The 16,396-nt window shown below is 60.2% G+C and carries 12 protein-coding genes; 2 read left to right on the forward strand and 10 right to left on the reverse strand.

Annotated elements, in window-relative coordinates; genetic code table 11:
• The coding region (ftsY, locus tag AC3VI7_RS05110) for a signal recognition particle-docking protein FtsY (RefSeq protein WP_489671413.1) at positions 1-929 on the forward strand (929 nt) is incomplete at its 5' end.
• A 17-nt stretch (positions 930-946) separates the two neighbouring features.
• Here the strand turns inward: ftsY and AC3VI7_RS05115 are convergent.
• The 10 genes from AC3VI7_RS05115 to AC3VI7_RS05160 form a co-directional block, all read right to left on the reverse strand.
• Positions 947-3,289, reverse strand: a complete 2,343-nt coding sequence (locus tag AC3VI7_RS05115) for an XrtA/PEP-CTERM system-associated ATPase (protein WP_489667835.1) — start codon at positions 3,287-3,289, stop codon at positions 947-949.
• A gap of 34 nt (positions 3,290-3,323) precedes the next feature.
• Positions 3,324-4,886, reverse strand: a complete 1,563-nt coding sequence (locus AC3VI7_RS05120; protein ID WP_489667834.1) for a TIGR03016 family PEP-CTERM system-associated outer membrane protein — start codon at positions 4,884-4,886, stop codon at positions 3,324-3,326.
• 49 nt (positions 4,887-4,935) lie between these two features.
• On the reverse strand, positions 4,936-5,910 hold the full coding sequence (locus tag AC3VI7_RS05125; RefSeq protein ID WP_489667833.1) for an XrtA-associated tyrosine autokinase: 975 nt from the start codon (positions 5,908-5,910) through the stop codon (positions 4,936-4,938).
• 43 nt (positions 5,911-5,953) lie between these two features.
• Complete coding sequence (locus AC3VI7_RS05130; RefSeq protein ID WP_489667832.1) at positions 5,954-7,516, reverse strand: XrtA system polysaccharide chain length determinant; 1,563 nt, start codon at positions 7,514-7,516, stop codon at positions 5,954-5,956.
• A 45-nt stretch (positions 7,517-7,561) separates the two neighbouring features.
• Positions 7,562-8,173, reverse strand: a complete 612-nt coding sequence (locus AC3VI7_RS05135; protein WP_489667831.1) for an XrtA/PEP-CTERM system exopolysaccharide export protein — start codon at positions 8,171-8,173, stop codon at positions 7,562-7,564.
• Positions 8,174-8,342: 169 nt separating this feature from the next.
• On the reverse strand, positions 8,343-9,752 hold the full coding sequence (locus tag AC3VI7_RS05140) for a TIGR03013 family XrtA/PEP-CTERM system glycosyltransferase (protein WP_489667830.1): 1,410 nt from the start codon (positions 9,750-9,752) through the stop codon (positions 8,343-8,345).
• A gap of 138 nt (positions 9,753-9,890) precedes the next feature.
• A complete protein-coding gene (gene ubiE, locus AC3VI7_RS05145; protein ID WP_489667829.1) occupies positions 9,891-10,622 on the reverse strand; it encodes a bifunctional demethylmenaquinone methyltransferase/2-methoxy-6-polyprenyl-1,4-benzoquinol methylase UbiE in 732 nt (243 codons plus the stop codon).
• Between the two features lie 23 nt (positions 10,623-10,645).
• A complete protein-coding gene (locus AC3VI7_RS05150) occupies positions 10,646-11,059 on the reverse strand; it encodes a gamma-butyrobetaine hydroxylase family protein (protein WP_489667828.1) in 414 nt (137 codons plus the stop codon).
• Entirely contained in the window at positions 11,056-11,526 is a 471-nt protein-coding gene (locus AC3VI7_RS05155; RefSeq protein WP_489667827.1) for an HIT family protein, read from the reverse strand. The genes AC3VI7_RS05150 and AC3VI7_RS05155 overlap by 4 nt, the downstream gene beginning before the upstream one ends.
• Entirely contained in the window at positions 11,523-15,404 is a 3,882-nt protein-coding gene (locus AC3VI7_RS05160; RefSeq protein ID WP_489667826.1) for a DUF3683 domain-containing protein, read from the reverse strand. Before AC3VI7_RS05160 ends, AC3VI7_RS05155 begins: the two co-directional genes overlap by 4 nt.
• Before the next feature lie 209 nt (positions 15,405-15,613).
• Here AC3VI7_RS05160 and ugpQ point away from each other — a divergent pair, with 209 nt between their 5' ends.
• Positions 15,614-16,393, forward strand: coding sequence for a glycerophosphodiester phosphodiesterase (gene ugpQ / locus AC3VI7_RS05165; protein WP_489667825.1), 780 nt, complete (start codon positions 15,614-15,616; stop codon positions 16,391-16,393).
• The last annotated feature ends 3 nt before the right edge of the window (positions 16,394-16,396 follow it).

Consider the following 16,396-nt stretch of genomic DNA (forward strand, 5'->3'; position numbering starts at 1 on the left):
CGCCGCGCAGCTCTTGGCTTCATCGGCTCAAAGCGGGTCTGAAAAAAACCGGCTCAAGCATCGCGCAAGTTTTTGTCGGCACCCGCATTGATGAGGTTTTGTATGAAGAGCTGGAAACCGCCCTTCTGCTGGCCGACACCGGCGTCGGTGCCACTGAGTTCCTGTTGAACGATTTGCGCCGGCGCGTCAAAGACACCCGCACCACCGACCCGGCTGCCGTCAAGCACCTGCTGGCCGAGAGTCTGGCCGAGTTGCTGGCCCCCCTCAAAGGCTCTTTGGTGGTGGGCAAACACAGCCCCACCGTGATGATGGTGGCCGGTGTCAACGGAGCCGGCAAAACCACCAGCATCGGCAAGCTGACGCGCTATCTGGCTGAACAAGACTGCAAGGTCTTGCTGGCAGCGGCCGACACCTTCCGCGCCGCTGCCCGGGAGCAACTCAGTGTTTGGGCGGATCGCAATCAGGTTGAAATCGTCAGCCAAGAAGGCGGCGATCCGGCGGCCGTTTGCTTTGATGCGATCAAAGCGGGTCAGGCACGCCACTGTGATGTCGTTATCGCCGACACCGCCGGACGGCTGGCCACGCAGATGCACCTGATGGAGGAGTTACGCAAGATCCGCCGCACCCTGGGTCGGGCCATGGACGGCGCACCGCACGAAGTGCTCTTGGTCGTGGACGGCAACACCGGCCAAAACGCCTTGGCCCAAGTCAAAGCGTTCGACGAAGCCATTCAACTCACGGGATTGATCATCACCAAACTCGACGGCACCGCCAAAGGCGGCATGGTGGCCGCCATCGCCCTGTGGGTGCGCGAGCGCATGAGCCGAGGCTTGGGTGCCGTGCCGGTCTACTTCATCGGCGTGGGCGAGAAGATGGAAGATCTTCAGACCTTCGATCCCCTCGAATTTGCCCAAGCCCTGCTGGACTGAGGCACGGCCTCTTCCAGTCAGGTCGTCAAGGACTGCTGCAACACGATGTGATTGATCATCACAGCCGCAGCACCCGCCGGGGCGGCTTGGGCCAACCGAACGTGGTTTGCCAAGGCGGCCTCCCGGCCCCAACCCAAGAAGTGCTGCGCCACCGCATCGTCATCCCAAACGTGGCGCTCCACCTCTTCGTCCACGGCTGAATCAAGCCAAAACTCTTGGCCTGAACGTAGTAGCGTGGGAATGCCTGCGGGTCGAGCCATTTCGGCCAAGAGGTGGCCCGGCGGCGTCAACAAGGCGGCGGCACTGGCCAAGACGGCCACTTGGTCCGCGACCGAGCGGAGTTCACCACACCAGAGCCGAACCGTATCCGCCACGTCGTCGTCCACAAACGAAGAACCCCGGGCGGAAGAGGCATCCCACAGCAAGGCCACATCGGTCCACTGGCGACGACGCGGGTTGGACATCCACCGGGTCATCGCAACACGGGAGGATCGGTTCATCAACCAAAGGATGCGAACACTCTGTGCCAATTCACGCATCGAGTTGACGCAATCCTCGGTAGCGACCTCATTGTCGGCGTCGAGGTCCAAAGTCACCAGCACAAAGGGCACGCCCTCGCGGGACTGCAACCACGTGGGGCCGAGCCAAAGCGGTACCCGGTTCTCAAGCCACACTTGCGGCAGACCGGGGAGGCGGGGGCGCAAGATCTGCCAGACATCGGCACTCAAGGCCCCGGTCGCACAAACCCGCTTGGGGGCCACGCCACAGTGGCGCAACACATCCTCTGCGGGAGTGCCCGCATCGGCATAAAGCCAGTCGGCGGACTGGTCCATCATCACAGCGTTTTCGCGCAAGGCCGGCCACTGACGACGCCCCCCATCCAGCCGCACCAGCTTGGTACCCCGCTGGTGAACCAGCAAAGCACACGCCAGCACGGCATCGCTCTCCCCTTGCGACAACATCGCCTGCGGTTGATAGGTATCGAGCAGCGGTGTTAAATGCTCGGCCACGTGGGCAAACAAATCCTCAAACACCCCCTTGGGCAGCGTCAGGAAGATCTCGGCATCGGGCTGCGGCAACCAGTCCTCCATAGGACGGCGCTCCCAGAGATTGATATCAAGCTGCGCGCTCGGGTTGATCACCACCAAATAAGGGGCGTCGGCCCGATCACGCCAAGTGCGTAGCAAGACCGCCAGATTCAACATGGCCGAAGACGTGTCGGCCAAAGCCATCAAGACCTGCTGACCCGGACGAAGTGCCCGGTGCTGTACATGCGTGAGCTGTGTGAGAACCTCGGGAGCCACATCCACCTTGGGCCGCCAATCCTTGCGCGGATCGGCCGAAACCGCAGGTGCAGGTGCAGGTGCAGGTGCAGGTGCAGGTGCAGGTGCAGGTGCAGGTGCAGGTGCAGGTGCAGGTGCAGGTGCAGGTGCAGGTGCAGGTGCAGGTGCAGGTGCAGGCGGTGGCGGTGGCGGCGGTGGTGGGGAAGGCCGAAGGCTTGACTTGGGCGGTGCCACCGGAAGGTCTACGGGATGGAAGGAGGTCTCACCGATTTCATTGCGCAATTCGTTGGCGGTGTGCTCAATCAAGCCAGCATCAATGTGGTCTTGACCTTCGATGTACGCCGCCAACAAGATACGGTTGCACATGCGGTTGATGCGGCGCGGGATGCCTCCGGTCCAGCGATAGATGGCCTCGAAGACCCCATCCATGAAGACAGGACGATCACGCCACCCAACATGGTGCAAACGATGCTCGATATAGGCCCGCGTCTCATCCGGACTGAGCGGCCCAAGGTGGCATGAAGCGGTGATGCGCTGACGCAACTGCTCCATCGAGGGCGATTCAATCAGCTTGCGCAGCTCGGGCTGCCCGACCAAGAAGCTTTGCAGCAAGGCATGGTTGCCGAGCTGGAAGTTCGACAGCATGCGCAGCTCTTCGATCGCCGCAAGGCTCAGGTTCTGCGCCTCGTCCACGATCAGCAGGGCTCGCCGCCCCTGCATGGCAACATTGGTCAAAAAGGCCTCGAAGGAGCCAATCAGCTGCGCCTTGGTGCTGCCTTGGGACGGGATGCCAAAAGCCGCGATGACGGCATAGAGCAGATCGCCCGAATCAAGTTGTGTCGAGACAATCTGCGCAGCCAACACCTTGGCCGGGTCCAGCTCATCAAGCAGCGTGCGGACCAAGGTGGTCTTGCCGGCACCGATCTCGCCGGTGACCACGATGAAGCCCTCCTGCTGGATCACCCCATAGCGCAAGTAGGCCAAGGCACTGCCATGGCCCTTGCTGTTGAAATAAAAGCTCGGATCGGGGTTGAGCTGGAAGGGCGGGTCACTGAAACCGAAATGTGCTTCGTACATTGTTATTGATGCCTCAGAACGATGATGCTGACGCTCAGAAATGGTGTTGCAGCCCCACATAGGCTGCGGTCTCACGGGCTGTGCCCGCCAAGGCCTGGGTACTCAGGGTCTGATAACGCAGCCCCACACTGAATCCGGTACGAGCCGAAAGACGCGAAGCCAAGCTAATTTCCGCTGTTTTATTGCGACTTTCCTGACCCGCATTGAGCCCCTGACCCAAGATGTGGACTGTCATGATCGAGACCTCCATCAATTCCGTCGTAGACAGGCGATGATTCCACGATAACGTCGCCCCAAACTGCTCGGATGCCCCCGAAAACGCGGGGGAGCTGTTCGGATCCGTGCTGGCAGCGACTTCCGAAGTTTTGACTTGATACGCATCCAAAGTCAGACCATTGCGTACGCCGCGCACGCCTGCGGTGAGATTACTACTCTGCTGCAACTGCGCCCGGGATGAAAAAACTTCCACAGCGGGGCTGCTGCTGTCGGGTAAACCCATCCGCGCCATCAACTCACGCACGGCTTGCGCACGATCTTGATCGTCTTTGATGCTGACTTGCAAGATGCGATTGGCCATGGCTTCGACACTGCTGGCGGTTGAGTACGTACTTAGACGCGAGGCATAAGAGCTGAGTCCGCGCCGAAAGGTCCCCGACAACACCCAGAGCGGTTGCTGAAAAGAGAAGGCCACATCCCAGGTTTTACCGAAAGAATGCTGGTCCATGCTCGCCTCGACCGAGCTACGCGGCACAGGATGCCAGTTCAACATCCAACCCAGCACCGGCTCACTCAGCTGCTGGTCATTGAAGCGGGTCCACTCCCGAGCGATGCGAGGCTCGACCTTTGTTTCTTGGGCCAACGGGATCGGCAAACCCAAGCGGATCGCCTCAAATCCGATCGATGGGTCCGGTTGTCGAAGATACGTGGTGCTCACCCGCGAGAAATCCAGCCGCCAGCCCAAAGGAGGCTCTTTGGACTCGACACGCACCAAATCACGCTGCACGTAGGCGTCGGTATAAAACCCTTGATTGTTGGCATCAATCCCGACAGGTTGAGGGGTCCGAACCCAGGTGTTGTCGCTGCGCAACGTCCATTGGGTCGTGCCCACAGCGCGATCAATATAGGGGCTCACGCGTGTGCGGTAAATCGTCTGGCGGTTGGTGGGCGTGATGCCCAAGCCAATGAAGCCAAAAGGATCGGCCAGCGTGGTCACAGCATCGAGTCGGCCATCCATCGCAACAGTGATTTCAGGGGGCCGAAGATTGAAATCCACGCCACCCTCGGGCAACGCCGTGTTTTTCAGGGGGTTGCGGGTGTAGTTGACCAAATTGGCGCTGAACTTGCTGTCAATGAAATAGCCCGCCCCAATGCTGCGAAAGGCCACTTGGGGGACGAACTGTTGCACCACATCCGCACGAGCTTGATCCGGCAAAGACAGGGCAATATTGTTCGATGCCGTGATCAAGGCCTTGGCACTCAGCTCAAAGCGTGAACGCGGTAGCGGCGGCGGGGGCGGTAAACCACCGGCCGCATCGGGGTTGTCTTCAGCCCAAGCGGGGACAGAAGCAGCGCATAGCCCCAACCACAACACCGCCATCCGGTACCCAAAGCACTTGGGCGACGGCCTGCCGCTTTGTCGGCAAGGATCAGGCCCCGTAGAAGTAGCCATAACCCGTCACAGCCCCTTTGCCACGGAATTTATTGAGCACTGACAACACCACCGGACAATGATCCAAGGCCGAATAGGCCTGATTGATCTGGGCCTGTGTGGTGTGTTCAGCCTCCACCACCATCACCACCTGTCCGACACGCGACGCCAAGACCCGTGTTTCGGTGGTGGGGATGATGGGCGGCGCGTCAAACACCACAATGCGGTCCGAATACTTGGCAGCCAGCTCGGCCAGCAACGATTCCATCGCCGCGCTGCCCAGCAATTCACTCGACTTGGCGTTGGCCGTACCGGCCGGCAGCAAACTCAACTTGGGCACGTTGGTCCGCAACAACACGTCGCCCAGATCCAGCGATTCGAAGTGCAGCACATCCATCAACCCTCGGGTCTGCTCCAGCCCAAGTCGTGTCAACGCTGAAGGACGTAGCACATCGGCGTCCACCAATAACACCGAGTGATCGACCTCCATCGCGATGCTCATGGCCAAGTTCATGGCGAAGAAGGTTTTGCCCTCTCCGGGCATCGCACTGGCCACCAAGATCAGGTTGGGCCGTTCAATCGGTTGGGCACTTTCGCCACGGGCATTGGCCAACAGCGGGCGCTTGATGATGCGCATCTCCTCAGCCAACTGCGAGCGCGCTTGTGACGGCACCAAATAGCCCTCGCGCTCCAAGCGGTTGAGATCAATAAAGACCTCCCGCGAGCGACGTGAAGGGGGTGGGGCCACTTCTGGTGGCGGTGCGGCCGGCACGGCGTTACGCGACCGAAAGAGCCCCGAGGCCTCTGCCGCAGCGGCCGCACGGTTTTCGATCGACATCGGCGTTGAGGACGTCGTTGACGCCGAGCCCCCCGTCGGAGGCATACCGGGCCGAGGGGCCGCGCCGTTAAAGACATCGAAGCCGGCGCGTTTGAGTTCTTCGAGCCGCCGGGCAGCTTGGTCCATGATGCTCATAGCAATGCGTCCTTGATGGCGACGTTGGGAGACAGGTGAAAGATCAGTGGATACCGTAGAAGGAGCGGAACACCATCCAACCGATCCAAACAAACTGGATGAACAAGAAGGCCCCCACCACACCCAACACCCGCAGGCGCTCTTGACGCAACACACTCTCGCGACGTGGATCAGGCAACACGGTTAACACGCCCAAAACGGGTCGTTTGGAGAGTTCTCGCAACTCTTTCTCGGACGACACCGTCGGATGCACCAAGGTCATCGTGAAAGCCGCCGCCATACCTAAGATGATGGAGGCCAGCATCAGCAACGCTGCCAAGTGCTTTTTGCTCGGGAACACCGGCATCGGTGACACCCGGGGCGGCTCGACGAGCCGGAACTCGGCCATCGACGAGCTGCGATCCATCTTGGCCCCGAGCGATGCGGCCTCACGCCGGTTGACCAGCTGTTCATACTGCTTGCGCACTACTTCATAGCCCCGCGTCAACTGCATCAACTCGGCTTCAGCTTGGGGAATCTTTTCAGCAATCGCTTGGAACTCCTGCTGGCGCACCCGATACGCACCGATCTGAGCTTGCAAGGACGCCACCATGGCCTCGGCTTGGGCCAACTCGATGCGCAAACGTTGGTAAACCGGACTGGTCGGAGCGGTGGTCACCGGCAGCGCTGTGGTCTGTGTTTGCAGCTTGACAAGCAGATCACGTCGGCGTTCAGCTTCTAACTCTTTGATGGTTCGCCGTGTGGCGAAGACATCGGGGTGGGCTTCGGTATAGCGGCGCAGCAGATCATCGAGCTGCCGCTTTTGCGTCTCGATGCGGCTATCAAGATCGGGCGTCAGTGACGACGAGGATGCCGCTTCGCCAGGAAGATACGGGTTTTCTTTGGCCAACTCACGTCGCAGCGCTTCACGGGAGTGATCGGCCGATTGGAGCTGGATCGAGGTTTTGCTGATTTCATCCCGGATCGCCGTGATGCGGTTGAAGTAGTCCTGCTGGTTGGCGTTGGCCACAGCCATGTTGTGCAGCTTGAACTCCTTCACCTTGGTATCGGCATCCGCAAGCTTGGCTTCGTATTCTTTGATCTGTTCGTCAATGAACCGTGTGGCCTCCTCCGAGTCACGCCGCTTGGCATCCATCCCAGAGGTCATGAATAGCCGCACGAAGCCATCCACGACTTTGCGCGCGCGTTGCGCATCGGTGTCGCGGAAGGTGATGGCGTAGAGGTTATTACCGCCGGATTGATCGACCTTGATGTTCTTCATCAAGAAATCCAGCAGCTTTTCATTGGCAGAGGATTGCCCAGCTTCGAGAAGACCAATGGTCGGATCGTTGGCGATGCGCTCCACATTGGGGCGCGACACCAAGGTCTTGCCCAGCATCTTGACCTGTTGATCGATGTCGGGCTGGAAAGTCACGCCCTCCATCAACGGTTTGAGCACCGTCATGGTATCGACGTGGACCTTGGCTTGAGCCTCGAAGCGCTCCGGGAAAAACCAACTCACACCCAGACCGATCAGACCCAAGGCCCACATCACAGCAATCGCCAACCACCGATTGCGCCAGATACCTCGACCTATCAGGGCCAACTTGCCGGCCAATTCATTCATGTCTGTGACACCAGAAAAAAGAACCCCCTCAACGGGCGTTCAGGATCAGAACCAGCTCTGCGGAATGATGACAATGTCACCCGGTTTGACGTCGACGTTGGCCGAGATATCGCCCCGCTTGAGGAGATCCTTGAGGCGAATGCTGTACGACTTACCGCCTTCCGTACCGCGTACCAACACCGCACCATTGCCATCGGCAAAGTCAGTCAAACCACCGGCTTGGATCATCACATCCAGCAGCGTCATGTCTTGGCGATAGGGCACCGACTGCGGCCGGGAAGCCTCACCGACGATACGGATCTGCTCGGCGTAGACCCCTTGAAAACTATTGACCATGACGGTCACGACCGGATCGCGAATGACCCGGGCCAGCAAATCGCGGATTTCACGCGAGAGATCTGCCGGACTCTTGCCGGCGGCCAGTACGTCCTCGACCAAGGGAACCGAAACGCGACCATCTGGCCGCACCGGCACCGTGGCGGACAAATCAGGGTTGCCCCAGACCACGACATTGATGGTGTCGAGGGGCCCGATCTTGTAGTGATGATCGGTGGTTGCGGCACGCTGAGGCGCGGGCGGATAAGACTGCATCGCCGAACAGCCCGCCAGCAGGGATGCGGCGATCAGCACAAGGCCAACACGCGTGCTAACACGCATGCACCGCTGCTGATGGGTTCGTCTGAGCTTCATCCAAGATCCTCTCGTTCGTTGTGCAAGACCTGAAGGCATGCCGAGTATGACAAGCTATTTCGTAAATTCGATGTTTCAGCGCCTCGGAAAAGAAACACGGGCGTAACGCCCGTGCTTCACCTTGGCTCCGCCGCCCTTAGTGAGCACCCTCACGAAACAACACCACGCTCACGGTTTCCAGCAAGACCAACAGATCCAAAAACAAGGAGTTGTTCTTGACGTAATAAAGGTCGTATTGGTGCTTCTTGCGGGCATCGTCCACCGACGCACCATAAGCGTAACGAACCTGAGCCCAGCCGGTCAAACCCGGTTTGACCGTGTGACGCACGTCATAAAACGGGATTTGCTCACGCAACTGCGCCACAAAGGAAGGCCGCTCGGGACGCGGCCCGACCATGCTCATTTCACCGCGCAGCACGCTAAGCAACTGCGGCAACTCATCAATCCGGGTCTTGCGAATGAAAGCGCCGACGCGGGTGATGCGCGAATCGTTTTTGGTGGCCCAACGCGCCACACCATCTTTTTCAGCATCGGTGCGCATGCTGCGGAACTTCAGGCAAGAAAAGGTTGCCCCTGCCAGACCCACGCGCTCTTGGCGATAGATCAGCGGACCATGGCTGTCAAGTTTGATGGCGATGGCCGTGAGGATCATGATCGGCGTGGTCATGACGAGCAGCAGTGAGGACGTCACGATGTCGAAGACCCGCTTGCTGATCTCACGCGCCTTGCCTTGGACAAAGCCGTCGCCGTACACCAACCAGCTGGCCTTGACACTGTCCACCGGCACCTCGGCACGGGTGCGTTCATAAAAGCCCACCAACCCGAGAATCGGAATCCCGCTGATCCGGCAATGCAGCAACTGATCCATGGGCACACCACCACCGCGCTGCTCTTTCACCGCAACGATGAGTTCAGCTACTTTGTAGCGCTGCGCGAGCTCAACCAAGGTTTCGTGGCGCTCAAAGACCCGGGTCGCGCCCGTAAGGATCGGTGCCACCCCTTGCTCAGCGGTGGGATAAAAGCCCACCACCTCGTAATGACTGGCGTGTGCAGGCAAACGCAGATCACTCCAGACCTGCAAGGCCTCCGCGCCCGTGCCCACGATCAGCACGCGACGCGTACCCACCGCGTGCCGCAAGGCCCAAGAAGCGCCCCGATAAATCGCCAAACCACCGCTCAGATAAAGCAGGGCATAGGCCACCAATTCGCCCGAATGGCCCTCGAAATGCATCATCGTCAAACCCACATAAGCCACAGCCCCACCCACCAGCAAGGCCAATACAGAACGCGACAACAAGGTGCCAAGACTCATCACATGACCCGAGCGATGCAACCCGACAAACGAGTTCAGCAAAGCGATGACGAGCGCGAAAAAGGCCGCAGACATCAACAGCGTTGGCGACGCCAGATGCATGGGACGACCTGGCGAGGCGGTGTGATCGAGTGTGATGGCTGCTGCAACCATGGCCACAAAACACAGCGCCGCATCCGCAAGCAAGGAGAAATATTGCGAACCCGAAGTGTGATGCTGAAAGATGCGACCCATGAAACCCCTTTATGCCTTATCGCTGTTGGTGACGTGAAACGGATTCTCGACACTTAAGCTGCATTCACAGAGGGCAAGTTGCACATTACCGCTGTTCTTGCGAACCGAAACCCGGCCAAGGTGTGCGCTTGTCACGACTCAGCATTTAAGGCCCAGATGCAAGGCCACGATACCGGCACTGAGGTTGTGAACATCCACGTGACCAAACCCCGCTGTTTTCATCATGGCCTTGAGTTCTGCTTGACCAGGATGCATGCGAATCGACTCAGCCAAGTAACGATAGCTTTCAGCGTCACCCGCAAGAAACTGGCCCATGCGCGGGAGCAGTTGGAAGGAATACCAGTCGTAGACCTTCTCCAGCGGCTTGGCCACTTTGGAAAATTCCAGCACCAACAAGCGCCCGCCTGGCTTGAGAACACGGTTCATTTCTGCCAAAGCTTGATCTTTATGGGTCATGTTGCGCAGGCCAAACGCCACGCTCACCACATCAAAGCGCGCATCGGCAAAGGGCAAATGCTCGGCATCACAGATCACCGTGGGCAGCACCAGACCCTCATCGACCAGACGATCCCGCCCCACTCGCAGCATGGCTTCGTTGATGTCGGTATGCACCACGCAACCCTGCGCGCCGACACGTTGGGCAAAGGCCCGGGTCAGATCGCCCGTACCCGCAGCGATGTCGAGCACCTGATGGCCGGGCTGAACCCCAGAGACAGCGATCGCATAGCGCTTCCACAAGCGATGCAAGCCCATCGACATGGTGTCGTTCATCAAGTCATAGCGCGAAGCAACCGAATCAAAAACACCACGCACCATGCTGGCCTTGGTCGTCTCATCGACCGTTTTGAAGCCGAAGTGGGTATCACTCATGGGGTCCGTCGTCTTTCTTGAAATCAAGGGCGCGATGCACAGGCCGAACCCGAGGCCGGCAAGGTCATGGGCGTATCGCGCGTGGCCCCAGCGGCAGCCAGTTGCGCCTCGTAATCCGCCCAAAGCTTGGCTTGTTGGGAGCCGAGATGATAAAGATAGTCCCAGGTATAGATGCCGCTGTTGTGCCCATCGCTGAAGGTGGGTTGCACGCCGTAGTGCCCCACGGGCTCCAAGGTGGTCAGATCCACATCCCGCTTGCCGGTCTGCAAGATCTCTTGCCCAGTGCCATGTCCACGCACCTCGGCCGAGGGTGAGAACACGCGCAGCAGCTCAAACGGCAGCTTGAACGTCTGGCCATCGGAGAAACGCACCTCCAGCACACGGGACTGCTGATGCAAGGTCAAGGCCAACGGGGCGGGGGTCGAAGAAGCTGTCATGGTTCAGATCCCAAAGAGGCCGTCAAGGCGGCGCGAAGACGCGCATCCACGTCCGGCAAACAAGCACCCAGCCGGGTGAGTTCAAACGCCGAGGAGGCCCGTTGCCGCTCGCCCCACACGGGCTGCGGGAAATGGCTGTCCCAGTCGAACCGAGCGATCACATGCCAATGCAGATGCGGCACGACGTTGCCCAACGTGGCCAAGTTGATCTTGGTCGGCTGCAAAACCTCACGCAGCACACGCTCCACCACCACCACCACCGCCATGCAATGCTGACGATCAGCCTCGCCCAGATCGCTGAACTCCGCCACGTGAGCGGTCCAGATCACCCGGTAAAAGGCCGGAAACTCAGGCGCATCAAGCACACGAATGACGCGCAGCCGTGCGTCTTGGGCCACCAGTTGCCAAGCCGGCGAAGGTTGGGCGGCGCAAAGCTCACAGCTCACCCTATCGATACCGGTTTTCATACCAAGACCCGTTCAATACCGCCCGTGTTGGCACGCTGCACGTAATCAGGCATCCAGTTGTCACCCAGAATCTGCCGCGCCATCTCGACCACGATGTAATCGGCTTCGAGCAAACCGTTGCTCAGATCATCGCCATAGCGGCTCAAACCCTGCAAGCAAGCCGGGCAAGAGGTCAGGATCTTGGCCCCCTCCTCGGCACCGATCAGGCCTTGCTGGCGCAGCTGCGCTTCACCCTTGCGGATTTCTTCTTCCTTGCGGAAACGCACTTGGGTCGAGATATCGGGCCGATTCAGCGCCAGCGTGCCCGCCTCACCGCAGCAGCGCTCGGACTGGATCACGCCCTCACCCATCAAGGCGCGCACCGTTTTGATCGGCGCTTGCTGCTTCATCGGGGAATGGCAGGGGTCGTGGTAGAGGAAAGCGCCCTTGCCCTGCAAGGTGATGCCCTTTTCCAGCAGGTACTCGTGGATGTCGATGATCCGGCTGCCCGGGAAAATATCCTCGAACTTGTAGCCCTGCAACTGATCAAAGCACGTGCCGCAACTCACCACCACCGTTTTGATGTCGAGATAGTTGAGCGTGTTGGCCACGCGGTGGAACAGCACCCGGTTGTCGGTGATGGTCTTCTCGGCCTTGTCGTACTGGCCCGCGCCGCGCTGCGGATAACCACAGCACAGGTAGCCCGGCGGCAGCACGGTTTGGACGCCGGCATGCCAAAGCATCGCTTGCGTGGCCAGACCCACTTGGCTGAAGAGCCGCTCCGAGCCACAGCCCGGGAAATAGAACACCGCCTCGGTCTCGGCGGAGGTGGTCTTGGGGTCGCGGATGATCGGGACGTAGTTCTTGTCTTCGATATCCAACAGCGCCCGCGCGGTCTTCTTCGGCAAGCCACCCGGCAACTTCTTGTTGATGAAGTGAATCACCTGCTCGCGGATCGGGGCCACCCCCACCGTGGCGGGCGGAGCATTCGTTTGCTTGCGTGCCAAGCCCTTGAACACATCGTGCGCCAAGCGCTGCGCTTTCATCCCGATACCCACCATGGCACTGCGCGCCAGCTTGATGGTTTCTGGGTTGGTGGCGTTGAGCATGAACATCGCCGCTGCGCCGGCGGGGCGGAAGCTCTTTTTGCCCATCTTGCGCAGCAAATTGCGCATATTCATCGACACGTCACCGAAGTCGATCTTCACCGGGCATGGGCTCAGGCACTTGTGGCACACCGTGCAGTGGTCGGCCACATCCTCAAACTCTTCCCAATGCTTGATCGACACGCCCCGGCGGGTCTGCTCTTCGTAGAGGAAGGCCTCGACCAGCAGCGAGGTGGCCAAGATCTTGTTGCGCGGGCTATAGAGCAAATTGGCGCGCGGCACATGGGTGGCACACACCGGCTTGCACTTGCCGCAGCGCAGGCAATCTTTGACCGAGTTGGCGATATCGCCAATGTCGCTCTGCTGCATGATCAGCGACTCGTGCGTCATCAGGCCAAAACTGGGCGTGTAAGCCTCGCTCAGATCGGCCGAGCGGGTGTCTTCACCCAAGTCAGTGGTGCGATCTTGGCGGCGCAGCAACTTGCCTTTGTTGAACCGCCCGTGCGGATCGACTTTGGCCTTGTAGGCCGCAAAGTTCTTCAGCTCATCGTCGGTGAGGAATTCGAGCTTGGTGATGCCAATACCATGCTCACCCGAGATCACCCCGTCGAGCGAACGCGCCAACACCATGATGCGGGCCACAGCCTCGTGCGCGGTTTGCAGCATCTCGTAGTTGTCGGAGTTGACCGGGATGTTGGTGTGTACGTTGCCGTCACCAGCGTGCATGTGCAACGCCACCCAGACCCGCGCGCGCAGCACCTCCTTGTGCAAGGCTTTGCAGGCGTCCAGCAACGGCACAAAGGCCACCCCGTTGAACAAGGCTTGCAGCGGCTTGAGGATTTGTGTCTTCCACGAAGCACGCAGCGAATGGTCTTGCAGCGCATCAAAGAAGCGCTCATCCAGCCCATCCAACCAGCCCTGCCACAGGGTCCGCACCGCACGCAGCAGCGCTAAGGCCTGCTGCACACGGTCTTCGAGCAGCTCGGCGCTCGGGATCTCGCTGGCGTCGTCGGTCTTGCCCAAGGGCAGGTCTGCCGCCTTCACGCTGAAGAACGCCTCCAAACGATCCACCAAGGCCAGCTTGTTGCGTAGGGAGAGTTCGATGTTGATGCGCTCGATGCCCAGGGTGTACTCACCCATGCGCTCCAGTGGAATCACCACGTCCTCGTTCACCTTGAAGGCGTTGGTGTGCTTGGAGATCGCCGCCGTGCGCTTGCGATCCAGCCAGAATTTCTTGCGCGCATCAGCCGAGATGGCCACAAAGCCCTCGCCCGAGCGGCCATTGGCCAAGCGGATCACCTCGGAGGTGGCCCGCGCCACGGCGTCTTCGTCGTCACCAACGATATCGCCCACCAGCACCATCTTGGGCAGGCCACCGCGCTTGCTCTTGGTGGCGTAACCCACCGCCTTCAAGTAGCGGTCATCGAGGTGCTCCAAGCCGGCAAGAATCGCTCCGCCGGGCTTTTTCATCTCGGCAAACATGAAGTCCTTGATCTCGACGATCGAGGGCACGCATTCCTTCGGGTTACCGAAAAACTCTAGGCAGACCGTGCGCACGTGATCCGGCATGCGATGCACCACCCAGCGCGCGCTGGTGATCAAGCCGTCACAGCCTTCTTTCTGCACGCCGGGCAAGCCCGCGAGGAACTTGTCGGTCACATCTTTGCCCAGCCCTTCCTTGCGGAAGATCGCCCCGGGAATGTCGAGCCGCTCGGTACGCTCCAAGGTCCGACCCGAAGCATCGAAGTAGCGCAGCTCGAAGCTCGCCGTCTTGACGTCGTGAATCTTGCCGAGGTTGTGATTCAGGCGAATCACCTCCAGCCACTTGGCCTCGGGCGTGACCATGCGCCAAGACACCAAGTTATCGAGTGCCGTGCCCCAAAGCACCGCCTTCTTGCCGCCCGCATTCATGGCGATGTTGCCGCCGATGCACGAGGCCTCAGCCGATGTCGGATCGACCGCAAAGACAAACCCACCGCGCTCAGCCGCATCCGAGACGCGCTGTGTCACCACGCCCGCCCCGGTCCAGATCGTCGGCACCTTGTGGCTCAGCCCCGGCAAATCGATCAGCTCGACTTCGGTCATCTGTTCGAGCTTCTCGGTGTTGATCACCGCACTCTTCCACGTCAGCGGCACGGCCCCGCCGGTGTAGCCAGTGCCACCACCACGCGGGATGATCGTCAGGCCCAGCTCGACACAGCCGGCCACCAACGCAGCCATTTCGATCTCGGTGTCCGGCGTCAGCACCACAAAGGGATACTCGACCCGCCAGTCGGTGGCATCGGTGACGTGCGACACCCGGCTTAAGCCGTCGAACTTGATGTTGTCCTTGGCGGTGGTCCGGCCCAGCACCTTGCGTGAACGCTGGCGCAGATCAACGACCAAGCGGAACCGCTCGGCAAAGCGCTCGACAGCGGTACGGGCACACGCCAGCAACTCACCCACCGCCGCATCCCGAGCCAAGTCGTCCGCCGCTGAGCGGCGTTTTTCGACTTCAGCGAGACGGTGATGCAGCGCGTCGATCAGCAAGGCCCGCCGCTTGGGGTTGTCGATCAGGTCATCTTCGAGGTACGGATTGCGCTGTACCACCCAGATGTCACCCAAGACTTCATAGAGCATGCGGGCTGAGCGGCCCGTGCGGCGTTCACCGCGCAACTTGTCGAGCAAAGACCAAGCGCGCTCACCCAGCAAGCGCATGACGATCTCACGATCGGAGAACGAGGTGTAGTTGTACGGAATCTCGCGCAAGCGAGCCGTGGTCGGAGCAGAGGGATGGGGCAGCAGAGCATTCATGGGCTGCATGCATTGCACGCAGGACGCGCAACGCAAAAAAAAAAGCCGCCCTTGCGGGCTGCGAATAGGGTTTGCGATGGTACCGCAGGGCAACAGCCCACAACGTCACATTCCCTTGCGACCCCACAGCACGGCGGCCTTGCTGTTGTGAAGCATCCATGCCACATTGCTTCATCAACGCTGATGCTGCATTCCTCCTAGAGCTCCCCATGGCTGCCACGACCCCACCTCGCCCACCCCTGCCCGCTTGGCCCTACCCGCGCTGGATCGCTCATCGCGGCGCGGGCAAGTTCGCCCCCGAGAACACCCTTGCTGCTTTTCGTGTGGCCTCGCGCTACGGCTATCGCTCCTTTGAGTGCGATGTCAAAGTCAGTGCCGACGACATCCCCTTCCTGCTGCACGACGCCAGCTTGCAGCGCACCAGCAACGGGCGGGGCTTGGCAACTGAACGCACCTGGAATGATTTGTCGCAGATGGACGCCGGCAGTTGGCACAGTCGGCTTTATGCCGGCGAAGGCATTCCGAGCTTGTCGGCGGTGGCCAGCTTCTGCCTGCAAAACCACCACACGCTCAACATCGAGCTCAAACCCGGGCCCAGCGAAGATGCCCACACGGGTGCGGTGGTCGCCCGAGAAATCAAGCGGCTTTGGGGCCCAGCCGTCAAAGCCGGGCGCGCGCACTGGCCTTTGTTGAGCTGCTTCGAATCCGCCGCCTTGGCCAGCGCCCAAGAAACGGCCCCCGAGGTACCGCGCGCCATGCTCTTCGAAACCATCCCCTCAAGTTGGGCGGATTTGGTCCGGCGCTTGCAGTGCGTCGCCGTGGTCACGGACCACAAACTCATGACCCATGCGTTGTTTGAGCAGATTCGGCAAAACGGCTGGCGCAGCTTGGTCTACACCGTCAATGACAGCAACGAAGTCGAACGATTGATTCACTTGGGTGTGGACGGCATCATCACGGACGCTGTGGACCGCTTTGTGCCGAGCTGAGCT

The organism is Leptothrix toolikensis (SeqCode) (genome assembly GCF_057922285.1).